General features: G+C 59.2%; 10 protein-coding genes and 1 tRNA gene. 5 read left to right on the top strand and 6 right to left on the bottom strand.

What is annotated here, in order from left to right; all coding sequences use genetic code 11:
* Positions 1 to 152 precede the first annotated feature (152 nt).
* The 5 genes from ACZ5B4_RS03965 to ACZ5B4_RS03985 form a co-directional block, all read right to left on the bottom strand.
* Positions 153 to 1,583: a tRNA modification GTPase gene (locus ACZ5B4_RS03965; protein WP_464913994.1), complete on the bottom strand. Its 1,431-nt coding sequence runs from the start codon at positions 1,581 to 1,583 to the stop codon at positions 153 to 155.
* 21 nt (positions 1,584 to 1,604) lie between these two features.
* Entirely contained in the window at positions 1,605 to 4,184 is a 2,580-nt protein-coding gene (locus ACZ5B4_RS03970; protein WP_464913141.1) for a YidC/Oxa1 family insertase periplasmic-domain containing protein, read from the bottom strand.
* A gap of 331 nt (positions 4,185 to 4,515) precedes the next feature.
* Complete coding sequence (locus ACZ5B4_RS03975) at positions 4,516 to 4,932, bottom strand: response regulator (RefSeq protein ID WP_464913142.1); 417 nt, start codon at positions 4,930 to 4,932, stop codon at positions 4,516 to 4,518.
* 87 nt (positions 4,933 to 5,019) lie between these two features.
* On the bottom strand, positions 5,020 to 7,239 hold the full coding sequence (locus ACZ5B4_RS03980; RefSeq protein WP_464913143.1) for an ATP-binding protein: 2,220 nt from the start codon (positions 7,237 to 7,239) through the stop codon (positions 5,020 to 5,022).
* Positions 7,240 to 7,891: 652 nt separating this feature from the next.
* Positions 7,892 to 9,811, bottom strand: a complete 1,920-nt coding sequence (locus ACZ5B4_RS03985) for a glycoside hydrolase family 140 protein (RefSeq protein WP_464913144.1) — start codon at positions 9,809 to 9,811, stop codon at positions 7,892 to 7,894.
* A 702-nt stretch (positions 9,812 to 10,513) separates the two neighbouring features.
* Between ACZ5B4_RS03985 and ACZ5B4_RS03990 the strand changes: the two genes are divergently transcribed.
* The 5 genes from ACZ5B4_RS03990 (at position 10,514) to ACZ5B4_RS04010 (ending at position 15,402) form a co-directional block, all read left to right on the top strand.
* Positions 10,514 to 10,948: a hypothetical protein gene (locus tag ACZ5B4_RS03990; protein ID WP_464913145.1), complete on the top strand. Its 435-nt coding sequence runs from the start codon at positions 10,514 to 10,516 to the stop codon at positions 10,946 to 10,948.
* 176 nt (positions 10,949 to 11,124) lie between these two features.
* Positions 11,125 to 12,192 (top strand): hypothetical protein, encoded by a 1,068-nt coding sequence (locus ACZ5B4_RS03995; RefSeq protein WP_464913146.1) that lies wholly within the window; start codon positions 11,125 to 11,127, stop codon positions 12,190 to 12,192.
* Positions 12,193 to 12,560: 368 nt separating this feature from the next.
* The gene (locus ACZ5B4_RS04000) at positions 12,561 to 13,196 is read left to right on the top strand and encodes a hypothetical protein (RefSeq protein WP_464913147.1); all 636 of its coding nucleotides are present in this window, start codon (positions 12,561 to 12,563) and stop codon (positions 13,194 to 13,196) included.
* Complete coding sequence (locus ACZ5B4_RS04005; RefSeq protein ID WP_464913148.1) at positions 13,136 to 14,398, top strand: hypothetical protein; 1,263 nt, start codon at positions 13,136 to 13,138, stop codon at positions 14,396 to 14,398. The genes ACZ5B4_RS04000 and ACZ5B4_RS04005 overlap by 61 nt, the downstream gene beginning before the upstream one ends.
* A gap of 368 nt (positions 14,399 to 14,766) precedes the next feature.
* Positions 14,767 to 15,402, top strand: coding sequence for a HEAT repeat domain-containing protein (locus ACZ5B4_RS04010; protein ID WP_464913149.1), 636 nt, complete (start codon positions 14,767 to 14,769; stop codon positions 15,400 to 15,402).
* Between the two features lie 588 nt (positions 15,403 to 15,990).
* On the opposite strand, the gene ACZ5B4_RS04015 is transcribed toward ACZ5B4_RS04010, so the two are convergent.
* Positions 15,991 to 16,064, bottom strand: a tRNA-Ile gene (locus ACZ5B4_RS04015).
* Positions 16,065 to 16,183: the final 119 nt, after the last annotated feature.

Here is a 16,183-nt window from a genome sequence, read left to right on the forward strand (position 1 = left end):
CCGCCGACCACGGTGAGCCCGGCAGTCGGGTGAGACGGGTGGGATGAACGGCCGCTCTGCGGAGACACGCGGTCGCCCCCACGATCACTTTCGACAACTGGGAACGGGCGGTTACCTAAAGCCGAACCCGTGTTGCCGAGCACGAACGTAGCCTACTTCCCGATACAGAAGCGAGAAAAGATCCGGTCCAAGATATCTTCGGTGTAGACGGCGCCGACGATTTCTCCTAAGGCCTCGAGTGCCGCCCGAACCGCGAGCGCTACGTATTCCTCTTCCAGGGATTCGCCCAGCCGCTTCAGGGCCTCGTCCAAGGCGGAGATCGCCGAAAGCACGCATTGTTGAGCATGGGGGCCGGAGGGCGGCAGTTCGTCGCGCGTGGTGCCCGGCTCCGTCAATCGCGTCACGATCATTTCGCGGAGATGATCGACGCCTTCGCGCGAGGCGGCACTCGTCCGAACGTCGGCGTGGGAAGTGTCTGAAGCTCCCGCCAAGTCGCACTTGGTGGCAGCCACGAGACAGCGCCGGCGAACGGCGGCGAGGAAACGTCGCTCTTGGTCCGTGAGCTCCCAGCGACAGTCCGTGCAAAAGACGATCAAATCGGCGGCTCTTATCGTTTCCCATGCGGAACGAGCCGCCGCCGCGCTCAAAGCATCGCCTCGGGGGGACGCTTCGACGTGGCGGACGACATCCGGGGGCAAGAGCTTGGGGACCGCTGAATGTTGGGATTCGAGTGCGGCGAATTCCTCTTCGCCCGCCGTGTCGATCAGCGTGAGGGGAATCCCACGGTGCTCCGTTTCCACGGCCAGATAGTCCCGGGTCGTCCCCGGCAGCTCCGATACGATGGCCTTTTCTCCTTCCAGAATCGCGTTGAAGAGGCTGCTCTTGCCCGCGTTCGGTCGACCGCATAGCACCACGCGGTAACTTCGTCGAGCATCCTCCCGCGAACGCAGTCGAACCAGAATTCGGCGAAGTTCGTCCTGGGCTTCGCGCACGCGTCGTTCCGCTTCATTGCGCGGTAAGAAGGAGATATCCTCCTCCGCGAAATCCAGCCCGGCCTCGATGTCCGCGAGCAGATCGATCAGATCTTCGCGAATTGCCTGAAGCGGTCGGCGAATGCCACCCGCCAATTGTCTCAACGACGCGGCCAGTTCTTCGTCATTGCCGGCTGCAATCACGGCGGCCACGGCTTCGGCCTGAACGAGATCGATGCGACCGGCGAGAAAGGCACGTAGCGTGAACTCTCCCGGCCTGGCGAGACGCACCTGCATTCCGGCGAGACAGGCTTCGAGGAGGACGGGGCTGCCCCAGGTATGAATTTCCACGCAGGTTTGGCCCGTGTAACTTCGGCCTTCCGGCCAATAAAAGATCTCACCCGGCCAAGCGTGACGGATTTCCGCCGGGCGAAGGAGCACCGGCATGACGGTTGCTTCGGAAGGAGGCGGTCGGTCTGCGAGGTCCGGCGAAGCCACCACGCGTGCAACCGCGATCCAAGCCTCAGGACCGGAAATCCGGACGATTCCCCTGGCGGCGGGCCCTAAGGGCGACGACACGGCGGCGATGGTCTCATCCCAACTCGCGCCCATAGTGATGCAGACTGATACCACTCAACTGCGTTGCCGGGCCTTGCCGGAATTGGGATTCCGCCGGGGCTTCCTCTCCTTCTCCACGGGTTTGGGAGGTTTGCGTCCGTCCACCGTTTGCCGCAGTGCACGGTCCCATTTCCGCACCCATTCCGCGACCGCGCTTCGCCATCGCGGCTGCGACGGCTTTTTCGGAGCGGCATCCCCGGCAGGCGCCATCTGCAACAAAACCTGGCGCTCCCCCAATCCCCATAGACTGGAAATGATGAAGTACAAGCATAAACCGCTGGGCACCTTATAGAACAGGACGCCCATAAAAATCATCATGAACGTCATCACCTTTTGCTGCATGGCCGCGGTCTCATCGGCGGGCGGCGGCATCATCTTCTTTTGTTGCCAAAGGAAGATCACAATGGTGAGGATGGGTAAAAGATTGAAGTAAGGCCCCAACGCGAACATGCCATGACCGCGATTGAACCAATCCGGCCACAAAAAACTCCAGTTAAACAACATATCCGGTGCCGCTAAATTGGCACACCAACGGATGCTTTCGGAGATCAGGGGAGCCTGTCTCAGTTCCACGTCGATCGCCAAGGCTTTGTATAAGCCGATGAAAATGGGTAACTGAATGAACAACACCAGGCAGCCGGAAAAAGGATTGTAGTTGTGTCGTCGAAATAGTTCTTGAATGCGTTCATTGCGCTCTTGCAAGTCTTTATATTGCTCTTGAATTCGCTTGATTTCCGGCTGCAACTCCTGCATCTTTTGGGCATTGAGCGTCTGCTTTCGGCTGACCGGAAACATGCATAGTCGCACCATGGCGGTCAGCATCAGGATGGCCAGGCCGTAGTTGAAGACCATGTAGTCGTGGAAAAAGTGCAGCAAACGAGTCATCGGCTCGGCGACAAACCAAAACCAGCCGTACTGAATCAATCCGCTCAAGCCGTATGCGCTGAGAAGGTCCTGGCGTTTAGGCCCCAGGAAGATCTGGTATGTGTGGCTGAGCGAGCCTCCGGGCGAGAGCGGCACCGGCAAGCTCGTGAGCCGGCACGAGACGTTCGTTAAGAACTCGTAATCGCGTTCGGGGGTGCCGATGCGATACGGACGCACGTCCTCGAACCAGTGCGTATCCGCGGCTTCCTTCTGCGGGATTAAAATGGCCGAAAAGTACTGCGCGTCGACGCCCACCGCCGTCACGTTGTCCGTTTCGTCCTTCCACGGAACGCCCGCTTTGTCCCGGGCGATGGAATAGCAGGACACCAACCGCAAGCTGCCGTTTCCCAGCTTGACGGCGACGTCGCGGAGGCCGACGGCGGACCAACTGTTGCTCATTTTGCGGGCATACCAGGAGCCTTCCGTGGGCAGGCCGTTGGGGCCGTCCAGTTGATAAGCCACGGCGGCCTCGCGATCGCCGACGTTGAAGCAGTCCAGGGTCAACGTCAAATGATAGTTGGTTTCGTCCAGGTTGGTTAGCTGTTGGAGGTTCCCCTTGGCGAGACGATAGGTCTTGGTGAGGACGAGATTCTTGTCAGGGAGCCAAACGGCGAAGCGGATCGTGGCACGAATGCCGTCTTCGAAACCGGCGGCGTCACGGGGCCAGCTTGCCGGCTTACGCGGGTCCGCGTCTTCAGGCAGGACCCGCCACGTTCGGCCGCGCAGAGAGACGCCGGGCAATTCCAGGTCCAGCTCCTGTCGAATCAGCTCCTCGCGTTCCATCGGGCTCTGGGTTTTTTGAATCTTCTCCTCAAACACGAGGCGCCGGTCCAGAAGGCGATCTTTGTCGAATTGTGCCAAAGTCGCCAAAAAGGATAGGGGAGCCGAATCTTCCGGACGAATGATTTCCAGCGGCTTGCGGCGCAAGGTGGCGGTCAGCTCGAGGGGCTCATCGTTTCGCAGGACGCTGAGCGTGACCTTCTGGCCCGGTCGCGTGCGAGCGAGAATAGCTTCGAGAGAGCGAAGACCTAGCACCTTTTGCCCGTCAATGGATCGCAAAAGATCGCCTGGGCGTAATCCCGCCTCAGCCGCCGGGGTACCGGGGCCGACGACCTCCACCGGGCAACCGTCCCCGATAAGCCCCGAGTCCTCGAAGATGTGGCCCAAATAGCCGCCCCAAGCCTCCGTGTCGCAATAACGGGGATTGTTCAGCTCAACTCGCACTACCGCCGCCCCCTGATTGGTGAGCGTGACCAGCATTCGATAAGGCTGATCGGAATCCAGGGTTCCCAAGGTGTAGTAAGCTGGAGGCGGATCGGGCGGAATCTCAACCGCATCCCGCTCTTCGGACCCCTCCTCCGTCGATGGGGAGGCTTGCTCGCCTGATTCACTGCCTGCCGCCGGCTGCTCAAGGACGGGGGCTTTGCCGGATTGCAAGGAATCGCCGCCGTCCGGCGCCGTCCCGGAAGAGTCGGATCGTACCGCCACTTCCGTCGCTTGGTTCGGATGTGCTTCGACCGGAGAAGCCGGGTTTTGGGCGACGTTGGGCCCCTCTTTTCGCGAAAACCGCGACATGAAATAGAAGTTGGCAACGATGATTGCCATGGATAGGGCGAGGAAGAGGAAATATCGCCCGAGTTCCGGCCGGTTGCCGTCGGAAGGCTCTAACATCCACAAAAACTCCATCCGATGGGGGGCGAATGCTGGCCAAGTATGGGTTTCGGAAGACCTAACAGCTCGGCCGCAATCGATTCGGCTGATCGCAAATCCGTGAAACTACTATTGTCCGGGTAATTCGCCGCCGATTCAAGCCGCAAGCCGGAGAGAAGCGAGGGAATTGAGGGAAATCCATGCCGCGGTTCTGCGTCGCGGATGGAACCCATATCGAGGCCGTCGTCGTCTGCGGGGCGGCCCGGATCCCCCGCACTACCTTTGCCGGGGGGCGGGAAGTGCCGCGTGTGAAGGACACGGGGTGACTTGCCGCTGACGTCGCGAGCGGATGCTATCGGGATGCCATTGCGGTCGAATCATCCCGGCGTTTCTGTTGACGACGTAGTTCAATCGCCTCGCCGATCGCTATGGCGAGATCGATTTCGTTACACGGTTTCGTGAAGAATCGGAAGACGCGTCCTTCATTGATGGCTTTCAGCGCGGTTTCGACGTCGGGCCGGCCGGTTAAGACGATGCGGGCAACGTCGGGGATGTGCTGGGCCGCCCAAATGAGTAAATCGCTCCCGCGCATCCCCGGCAATTGTTCATCGCAGACGATGACGTCCACGGGCCATTGTTTCAGGAGCAGCATGGCCTCTTCCGCGGAGCGTGCCGTCAGGAAACGATAAGGTTGTCGACGCAACGTGCGGGTCAGACCGTGGAGGATGTTGACGTCGTCATCGATCAAAAGGACCGTGGGGGGATGCATGGGCCTTTTCCGTTTCCTGAGATGCCGTGGGCGGTGGACGCGAACTCGTACATACTCGGGACGCTCTGCCCGAATACTGTGCCGCAGTCATCCGGACACAACGACCGCGGCTGGCGTCGCCGTTTCCGTTGCCGATGCCGGAGGAAGGCCGGTGGAGTTTTCGCTGCCGGTCTTTCCGCCTGTGCGTGATCGCGGGATACGAATAAAAAAGATCGTTCCTTCTCCCGGTTTACTCCGGAATTGAAGAGTTCCGCCATGCATTTTTACAATCGTGTGGTGAGCCGTCGTCAAGCCCTGCCCGGTGCCTTTACCGACCTCTTTGGTCGTAAAGAAGGCGTCGAAAACGCGATCTTGAATCTCCTTGGGAATGCCCGGCCCATTGTCTTCCACTTGGATTTCCACCCAGTCGTCGAGGGTCTTGGTGCGCACGACGATGATGCCCGGGCGTGAGGTAAGATCGGGACGTTCGGCGATCGCTTGGGCTGCGTTCACGATTAGATTCACCACGGCCATGTTGAATTCAGCAGCATGTAAAGGGACCTTTTGCAGCTTGGGATCAAATTCCGTTTGGATTGTCGCGACGTTCTTCCATTCGTTGCGAGAGATATCGATCGCGGCCTGTAGCATCCGGTGGAGATCGACGTCTTGCTTTTCTCGGCCGCCGTGGTGAGAGAAAACTTTCATGGCACGGACGATATGGGCGACCTGCTCGACGCCTCTCAGGGACTCCTCCAAGGCTTTAGGGACTTCGTCGCGATGATACTCCCAGTCGAAAGCTTGGAGCAGTTGCGAGTGGTTTTCGGCCGCGCTCGGCCCAAGCTCGGCCGCAGCATGATGCATGGCCTCGACCAATCGAAAAACGTGATGAAAGGCTTCAGCGAGATAAGATAGGTTGTCTCCGATATATTGAATGGGCGTATTGAGTTCGTGGGCAACGCCCGCGGCGAGTCGCCCAACCGATTCCATTCTTCTCGCGTGATTCAAAGCCGACTCCAATCGCTTTTGTTCCGTCACATCGACGGTGATGGTCGCGACGCACCACGAGTCTCCCGTGGGATCTTGGTACGGAATCGCCGTGGTTTGCGCAATTGCGTCATCCGGCCCACGGAGTCGATGCTCGAATGCCGTTTTCTTTCTGTCACGCAGGGCTTCGAGGACGTTTTGGATCCAGTCGGCGTCCTGAACGTTGCGGGCCAGGAAGTACGCGTCGACCGACGCGCCCTGAAAATCGCCGTGAACTTTTTTTTGCCACGGATCCACATAGCGCACCGTGCCGTTTTCGTCAATGACGCTCAACCGAATCTTTGTGGTTTCGAGGAGTACCTCCAAATGCCGTTTGGTGGCGGCGATTTCCTCCTCGGCGCGACGCCGAGAGAGGATGGAGCCGAGTCTCTCAGCGGCCTCCATCAAGAAAAGTCGCTCTTGATGGCGGTCTTCGTCGGGTATGTCCGCGGGATTGAAGCATAACTCAACAGCCCCGGCGTAGCTGGAATCGACGAAAATGCCTGCTGAGATCTTATTCGGTGTCTCTTCGAAATCGTGCGACTGATAAAGGCGTCCGTGAAGAATCAGCCGAATCGCTGAGTGCGGAAGGTCTTTTACGGCGTCCTCAAGCATCTGCAAGACGGTTTCCGCGAGGGAGTCTTCGTCAATATCCCCGTCCGCCAGATTGCCGATCGAGGCCAAGACCTGAAGCCTCTTCATCGAGCGGCGGAGGCGAGCAACGGACTTCTGAAGCTCAAGCTCGGCGCGTTCCCGTCGTTGTTCCTCGTCCAACCGTCTGCGCCATGCCTCCACGATCGGAGCCAAATAAACGCCGATTTGAGCCAGCAGTCGGGCCTCTTGTTCGTCATAATCTCGGGCGGAATTGGCGAGGAAAATGCAGCCGATCAAAGTCCCTTCCGAAACCATGGGGGCGCCGAGGAAATTGTGGATGGGAACGTGCCCCACGGGAACGGGCCGGGCTGTATTGCTGATCACCGTTCGCCGGTTTTGTAAGACTTCTCCCAGGACGCCGCCCAGTTCGGATATGTCGAAGACGATGCGCTTATCGGGCAGTGCACATCGATTCCAGACATGGCGAGTCAAGGTCGGGCACGTGAGGCGACCCTCCGCATCGAGGTAGCCCAAAATACCGAGCTCACTATGAAACTGCTCTAGCAACAACTGAAGGATCGCGTCGAGGGCACCCTGATCACGGTGTCGCAGGAATTGGTGAGAAATTCGGCTCAAGAGCGCGAAATGGGAAAACGGCTCAGATGCCGCCGAGGCCCCTGGGGTTTCGTTCCGGCATACCTCCGGGCACATGGCTTCGCCTCCCTCGGCATCGCATGTAGCACGCGACGAACGCAGCGAAAAAAGTATCGTCTATGCCGTGTTGCAATGGCATCCGCCCACTCTATAAGGTAGCACGTGATGGAATCACGGTGAGCGTGCAGCGCACGACAAGAGCCCTCGCGGCGCGGCGGAGACGATTCGCACGTCGGCGCTGCGGGGCGTTGATATCGCCCTGACCGAGACGAGCGACCTATGCAGCAGAATCGGAACAACCGTGTCTACGCGGAAGACCGTTTCTTTCGGAACAATGAGCTTTTGAGATACGGGCGTTTAGCCTGAACGGCCATCCGTCGGCGGGAAAAAGACGCTGTCCCCGCTTTCACTGGTTTTCGTGGCACGACCGAAAGATCAACGTCGGCGGACCACATGCCCGACAGCTTTTCCTTTACGGCCTACTCCGGGGGCCAACTCGACGGCTGCAACGACTCGCGCGGTCCCAGCCGTGGTCCCCGCCGTGTCTATTCGGGTGGCGACGACCGCGGCTCGCCGCAGACTCGGGTTGCTCCCTGCCACGGTTTTGGGAACGGCCGACCGGTGGTTTCGCATGATTCTTCACCGTGCGAGGCTCGCCCTTCGGGGGCTGCGCGAAAAGGCGCGGACCGTTCCGTCGTCGAGCTTGAGATCAGCGGCGGCTCTTTTGTAACAGAATGACCCAGTCTTCACCTTCATCCGCGGGAGGCGGCCCCGGCGAGACGGTTTTTCCGCCTGTTACCTCTTTCACCGAGCCGATCTGCAATTCTCCGCCGTTTCGAGGATCGTACCATCTCACCGCGAAATCTCCCGAGGTCTCCGAGAGGTCGATTTCGCACGTCCCGCCGGTCGGGAGATAGATCACATAGATTTCACCCGGCAGCGCCAAACAGTAGCGCGAATTGTCGCCCTTATGATTGCCGACCAATGCGTCGGCGTTGACCATGTTCCAGAACGGAACTTTGTGACGGGAAAAGAATTCCAAGGCGATGCGGCAATAATCCCAGGATTGTTGCCGGCTCCGATAGTCCTCGCACAAGAGATCGTTTTGCGGCAGTTGGTAGCCGAAGTAATACTCAACGCCGGCCCCGCCCGCCATCAAGTTGCCCCAAAGCGTGTGTTTGCGGATGTCGTGAAGAGTGTATCCTTTGTCGCCGGGTTTGGATTTGGCCGTGCCGTCGAAGCCCTCATACCCGGGGTCAGGGGGAACACCCAGCGAGGCAGGCCCTTGCTCGTCGTTGGCCACGACCCAGGGCCGCCCGGCCTCCGCGGAGGCTCGTACCCACTGCAACGTGCGTCGATGCACTTCATTCCAGCCGTTTTGCAGCGAGGCGCCCGTCAAAAGAGATTGATCTCCCAAGAGTTTGGAATAAACCCGATCCTGCCAATCCGGAAACGTGTGGATCACGATCGGATGTCGGTAGGGATCCGTCTCGTGAATGTATCGAATCATTGCTCTTTGCTCATCCGGCGACTGGGTATTCTCTTCGCCGATATTCCAGTTGAGCGCCAAGTTGTGGGCGAATCGCGCGATCAGTTCGCGACAATAGAGTTTGCGTTCCGGTCCCAGAGCGCCGCCATCGAGCGACTCAGGGACGGACGAGCTATTCTCGCGGCGGTTATCATCGTTTTCCTGTTCTTGGAGTTTGAAATGCAGGTACAACCCCAGGGATGTCGCATGATCGAAGACGATCGCCCATTGGTCTAGTTTCGAGCAATCGTAGTGCAGTTTGGCATTCCGCTCTACAAAAGGCCAGACGTTGTCTCCGTCGCCGCCGGCATTGTACGTTAGGAAGGAAAACGCATTGGTTCCCTGAGAGGCGAGGTAATTCAACGCTCCGATCATGCCCTTGCCTTTTCCGTCCTTCCAAGTGGGATCGCCGGGGCGCCAATCGCGGATATGCGGCGTCCACTTGTGCAGCGGGACGTTTTTCTTAGTCGCAACCGTTCCGTCAAAGTCTTCGTAAGCCAAAAAGGTTTCCGGAGCGTCGGCCCCGGCCTTGAGGAAGTACTCGCCGCTTCCCAGAAACTGCAAATGGTGCTTGCCGACATAGGCCAGGCGACCTCGCGCTCGAAAGTCCCGGCCCGACTTGTCGGATTCGGCAATCGTGAATTGGCCGCTCACACCGTGGTACGGCGGCAATTCGGTTCCGCCTCCGCCGATGGCCGCGTGCTTCCCTTTCAAAAACACAACCCGGTAATGCCACACGCCCGCCTTGTCCGGCGCGAGATGGGCACGCCAGCAAGCCCCGGCCTCGGCCGAGGTTTCCGCCGCATTCCCATCAGCCGCAAAATAGCCGGGAACACGATACACCGGTTCGCCGGAATCATGCCGAAACTCCACCTCAAAGGCGTAGTCCGTGAACGGATTGGGATCGTCGTCCCTCTCGTGGGCGAAGGGACCGGCCAGCGTCAGAGTGACCTTGTGCCATTGCTTCAATTCCCCAGAGATCGTAACCCGCCCATCGCCGTCGTGCCGATCATCGGATCGAACATGCGATGCCGAGATCGAAGCGATAGTCCATGCCAGAATGAAACCAGCCGTTGCGAACGTGTGTCGTTGCGTGATCATGGGAGGCCTTTCCAATGGCTTTCAAGCTGGTGTTGATGGTACTAATGGCGTGGGGGTTTGCGGGTATGGTGTCCGGAAGATATGGTTTGCAGCGTTTGGGATCGACATGGTTCGGCAAGAATGGAACCCCATGGTCTTCCGTGAAACCATGGATTGGTTCGCGAAGCAGAGTGCTGCCAGTGTGATATTTCTCGCACCCTGGAAAACGTCACCACGGCGGAATTGCCGGCCGCGATCTTTGTCGAGACCGCCAAGCGGACGCGTGCCGGGGAATTGCTCTTTTCCTCAATAGTGGACTTGTCGGCGATGGTCGCGACGGGAGTCGCAAGTCGGTTAACGAAGCCTACCAAGTCAGGATGAACCCTTTCACCGTGTCCTTGACCGGAAAGTATGATAAGCTCCACGGCGTGGAGACGCAAGCTTCCCGGCAGATGATCCGTCAGATCGCGTTGGCCGCGGTCCATCCGAGGGAAGCCCAACGGGAGAGCATCTCCGGGTACCGCTTCGCCGCCGCTCACAAAACGCTATAAGACGCGGTGGTAAGAGAACTCGGACGTCGCGGAATCACGTCGGGCGTGTTCACGGACGTAGAGGTGGTACTAGAGGGGCAAAAAATCATCGTCACGGGCTGGAGTGATCCTTCGGGAATAGTTCGGATCGGCACCGCTTCCATTCCGCGTGGTACTCGCTGAATTGATTTAGATGGATGACTCTATTCCTCTTTCTGAACTAGAGCGAACTGTAGTGGAGATGCTCCTTGCAGGCGATCAGCCTATTTTGGCAGTTCTCCGCGCGCAGTTCGATCGCGCGAACGTGGCACAACGTGAATTCAGCGGAGTGGGTTTCTTCACCCATTTTGAGATACCCCCTGATGTCCCGAGGCTTCGGGGGCGCAGATCCTTCGAACTCGGTGACGTTCACGCTGACATTCCGGGACTCAGTGTGGGCGTTGATTTCATTCTGTTTATTAGGGAAGGCGCTATCGATTTCCTGGAGGGATTTACGTACGGCGATGACCGTTGGCCCGACAAAATCGAACAATATACCCTATGCTACGAGAAGAACATTGGTGGCACCATCGCGCCAGCCGTCGAACGCGACTGGGAGTCGCTGAGGAAGAAGCTTGAAGAGCTTTAGTCACGAAGGTCAGTCTGTCCCTCACGGCTGCGCGATACCGGCCATGCGCGGCGACCTGGGACAGCGGCGGCAGCTACCAGAACGCCACTTACGACGACCACAATTACGAGTACGAGTGGACCAAGACCTGGCAGGGCCAGGGGGCCGGCGCCGCGAGCAGCTCGGCCAGCAACCACGTGACCGGCATCGAAAACGGCTCGGCGAGCTATTGGTGGAGGCACACGTACCCGGTCGAGGAAGGAACGCAGACCGACGAGGAGTCGTCCTCCGGCCCGTGGAACCGCTCCTACGACACCACCGTCACATACCCCGGCTTTTACGCGGGGGCGTACTACGGCATGGATCAGGGCGGCGGCCGGGAAGAGTACTTCGCCTACCTCGGCGATGCCTTCAGCGACTACCCCGGCAGCGACTGCGGCATGTTCCCGTTTGCCTATAGCGACGAGGAACTGCTGCTTCGGCAGGGACAAGTTGGCGGCTCGCCTGGGTCCTCGGCAGATGGGCAGCGGGCAGGTCTCGAAAGCAACGTCGCGGGGCCCAAAAACCCAGCTCAACCTGCTCAGATAGCGGCCCGCGAGGGCGGCGTCACGACCACTCAGGCAACGGGTGGTGATGATTCAGGAGGGGTTTTGGGTGCCATTGGGTATTATGCCGGTCTTTACGCCTATTATTTCAGTCAGAACCTGGACTACTATCAGACCGGCCTGGACGTAGCGGGCACTCTCCCTGTCCTCGGCGAACCCTGCGACGCAGCTAATGCAGCCATCTCCGCTGCCCGCGGGGATTGGACTGGTGCTGGGCTCTCCGCGGCCTCGATGATCCCCGTCTATGGGGATGCCGTGGGCAAGGGTGGTAAGGCTGCCCGGTACCTGGCAAAATACGGCGATGACGCGGCCGCGGCCGTCAAGGGTCTCGATAAGGCGGCGGACACTGCCAAAGCAATATCACCTAGAAGCCTCCGGGCTCTGAGGCCCGACCCGCCGGCGGGCATGGTGAAGCCGCAATGGCACCACGATTTACCGCAGGCGAGGGAGTTCCGAGATCACTGGGAGCGAGTTGGGCTCAATATCGAGGACCCGGCTTATGGCCGTTGGGTGGAAGGAGGACCTGTCGGCGACCACCAGAAATGGAGCCGCAAGTTCAATGATAAGTGGCGGGAGTTCTTCAAAGCTCATCCGAAGGCTACTCGCGAGCAAATTCTGGATTTCATGTATAAGCTGCGCCGATCGAGGAAGTACAAATGACACGGTTCTACTACTTTAGCGACAATTCCTCTTATAATCGTGGGATGCCTGTGATTTATAAGATCGCGGAGGGTCTCATTGATCATGGGCCCTGCCCGAAATGTGGGGTAGGCAGGAGGGAACCATCGGGTGATCTGAAAGTCGTTTTGCCCAAACAAAGGGGGAAGGCCTGGCCTGACGCGATGGCCTGCGGCGGCTATCCGTTGCTGGTGGTTTCAGAGCGTTTCGTAAAGGCGATGCAGGAGTGTGGGATACGGCTGGAGTTGGGGGGTAAGATCACGTTTATGGGACCTTGCCCGAGGGGTTTGTCGCTAGACGAGGCACCGCAATATTTCTGGGTCGACGGGAGGCGTCATTTTGCGGGACGGATGGATTTCGAGGCCAGTGGCTATGTGGACGTGCGATTCTGCGAGGAATGTGGGAACCGCTCCGATAATGTTGCGGAGACATATAGTCGTCGGCAGGGTCCTCCGCCTTTGCCCTATGTGTTCGAGTACGATGCGAGCAAGGGGCACGATTTGTTTACCACGGACCTATCGCCGACGGCGTTTTTTGCCACGGATCGGGTCTTGGAATGTGCTCGCAGGCATCGTCTTATCAATCTTCGCTTCACGCCGGTCGAAGCGGGGGATGCCAGTTGGAGCAAGGGGATCGACTATTTGGGCAAGCGCTGGCCGCCATACCATCCTCTTCGAGAGAGTGAAGGCAGGACACTGGAGGAGTGGGTGGCATTGTTACGAAAACCTAAAAAGAGGTACGAAGCCAAGTGTGCGATCTTAGATTTAGGGCCGGAGGCTGCTCCGGCCGTGCCCACATTGATTAGCATGCTGGAGGACGAGGACCTCGGGCTGCGGCGAACGGTAGCGAGTCTGTTAAACGGGTTAGGAGAGATGGGAGTTCCTTTAGGTCCGAAAGGGGAGGCGGCTGCGCGAGAGTATGAAGAATGGTTCCAGCAGACGCTTGGCCGACCTGCTACGCGTCCGGATGGGGAACACAATTCGTAGACGGCCTAGAGACCTGGGACACCGGCGGCACCTGGCAGAACGCCACCTACGACGACTACGATTACCGGTACCGGTGGACCAAAACCTGGCAGGGTCAAGGGGAGCCCGACGTGAACGAGTCGGCCACCAACCACGTCACCGGCCTGGAGAATGGCTCGGCGAGCTATTGGTGGAGGCACACGTACCCGGTCGAGGAAGGAACGCAGACCGACGAGGGCTCGTCCTCCGGCCCGTGGAACAATTCCTACGACACGACCCTCACGTATCCCGGCTTTTCCGACGGGGCCTATTACGGCATGGGCTACGGCGGCGGCCGAGAGGCATACTTCAGTTACCTCGGCGACGCCTTCAGCGACTATCCCGGCAGTGACTGCGGCATGTTCCCGTTTGCCTATAGCGACGAGGAACTGCTGCTTCGGCAGGGACAAGTTGGCGGCTCGCCTGGGCCGGCGGCGACCGTCCAGCAGGTAAGTCTCGACAGCAACGTCGATGGGCCCCAAAACCCAGCTCAACCTGCTCAGATAGCGGCCCGAGAGGGCGGCGTTGCGACCACTCAGGCAACGGGTGGTGATGGTTCAGGAGGGGTTTTGGGTGCCATTGGGTATTATGCCGGTCTTTACGCCTATTATTTCAGTCAGAACCTGGACTACTATCAGACCGGACTGGACGTAGCGGGCACTCTCCCTGTCCTCGGCGAACCCTGCGACGCGGCTAATGCAGCCATCTCCGCTGCCCGCGGGGATTGGACTGGTGCTGGGCTGTCCGCGGCCTCGATGATCCCCATCTATGGGGATGCCGTGGGCAAGAGTGGTAAGGCTGCCCGGTACCTGGCAAAATACGGCGATGACGCGGCCGCGGCCGTCAAGGGTCTCGATAAGGCGGCGGACACTGCCAAAGCAATATCACCTAGAAGCCTCCGGGCTCTGAGGCCCGACCCGCCGGCGGGCATGGTGAAGCCGCAATGGCACCACGATTTACCGCAGGCGGAGGAATTCCAAAAACATTGGAGGCGAGTTGGGCTCGATATCGACGACCCCAAGTATGGCCGCTGGGTGGAAGGAGGACCTGTCGGTAACCATCAGAAGTGGAGCTACGATTTCAATAAGGAGTGGCGCGAGTTCTTCCGCGACAATCCCCATGCCAGCCGTGAGGAAATTCTAGATTTCATGTATAAGCTGCGCCAATCGGGGAAGTACAAATGACACGGTTTTACCGCTTCAGCGACAATTCGTTCGATAATCGCGGGATGCCTGTGATTTACGAGATCGCGGAGGGCCTCATTGATGCTGGGCCTTGCCCGAAATGTGGCCGAGGTAGGAGGGAGCCGCGTGGTGATCTTAAAGTCGTTTTGGGGAAACAGCGCGCGAAAACCTGGCCTGACGCCATGGCCTGCGGCGACTATCCGTTGCTGGTGGTTTCAGAGCGTTTCGTAAAGGCGATGCAGGAGTGTGGGATACGGCTGGAGTTGGGGGGCAAGGTGACGTTTATTGGGCCTGGCCCGAGGGGTCTGTCGCTTGACGAGGCGCCGGCATACTTCTGGATTGACGGCCGGCGTCATTTTGCGGGAAGGATGGATTTCGAGGCCAGTGGCTATGTGGACGTGCGATTCTGCGAGGAATGTGGGAACCGCTCCGACAATGTTGCGGAGACATATAGTCGCCGGCGGGGACCTCCGCCCTTGCCCTATGTGTTCCAGTACGATGCGAGTACGGGGCACGATTTGTTTACCACGGACCTATCGCCGGTGGCCTTTTTTGCCACGGATCGGGTTTTGGAGTGTGCTCGCAAGCATCGCCTTATCAATCTTCGCTTCACCCCGGTGGAAGCGGGGGATGCCTGTTGGAGCAAGGGGATCGACTATTTGGGCAAGCGTTGGCCGCCATACCACCCCCTTCGGGAAAGTGAAGGCAAGACATTGGAGGAGTGGGTGGCATTGTTGCGGAAACCTAGCAAGAGGTACAAAGCCAAGTGTGCGATCTTAGATTTAGGGCCGGAGGCTGCTCCGGCCGTGCCCACGCTGATTAGCATGCTGGAGGACGAGGACCTCGGGCTGCGGCGAACTGCCGCGAGTTTGCTAAACGGGTTAGGAAAAATGGGAGTTCCTTTAGGTCCGAAAGGGGAGGCGGCTGCGCGAGAGTATGAAGAATGGTTCCAGCAGACGCTTGGCCGACCTGCTACGCGTCCGGATGGGGAACACAATTCGTAGACGGCCTAGAGACCTGGGACACCGGCGGCACCTGGCAGAACGCCACCTACGACGACTACGATTACCGGTACCGGTGGACCAAAACCTGGCAGGGTCAAGGGGAGCCCGACGTGAACGAGTCGGCCACCAACCACGTGACCGGCATCGAAAACGGCACGGCGAGCTGGTGGAGCTGGTCTTACGCCGGCGGCGCGGGTTCAGGTTCGGGTAGGGGCATCGGTTCAGGCAACGGTACCTCGTCGGGCCCCAGTTGGAGCGAAACCGGGATCCCTCTCGCAACACAACGGTCACCTACCCTGGCTTTTCCGACGGGGCCTATTACGGCATCTGCTTCGGCGGCGGGGCGAGCCGCTGCGGGAGCGATTACAGGGGTAGGCACGGGGGCGATAACCGTGCTGAGCGTTAACATGCTAGCGGTTGCGATCCGTAAGGACGGCGCACGCTTGCGAAAAGGGGAATCGGCGACAAAGAGACTCCATTGCTGCCGGCAGGAAAAGAAGGGGATTTGGAACCCGTGCCGGAATGCCGCTTGAACGGCGACTTCGCGCAACGAACCCTAATGCACGGCCTTAATGCAAATCAAGCCAATGGGCGCACGTGGATTCGAACCACGGACCTCGTCCTTATCAGGGACGCGCTCTAACCAACTGAGCTATGCGCCCGTTTTTGGGTTTTCCGGCGTGACCGGAGCCACGTCCGCGACCAGAGGCGAAATTACCGGTCACGCGCCACAACCCATGGATACCGATCGGACAACCAAAGCTTCGCGCCAAGCAGCGTC

Source organism: Thermogutta hypogea (assembly GCF_055386265.1).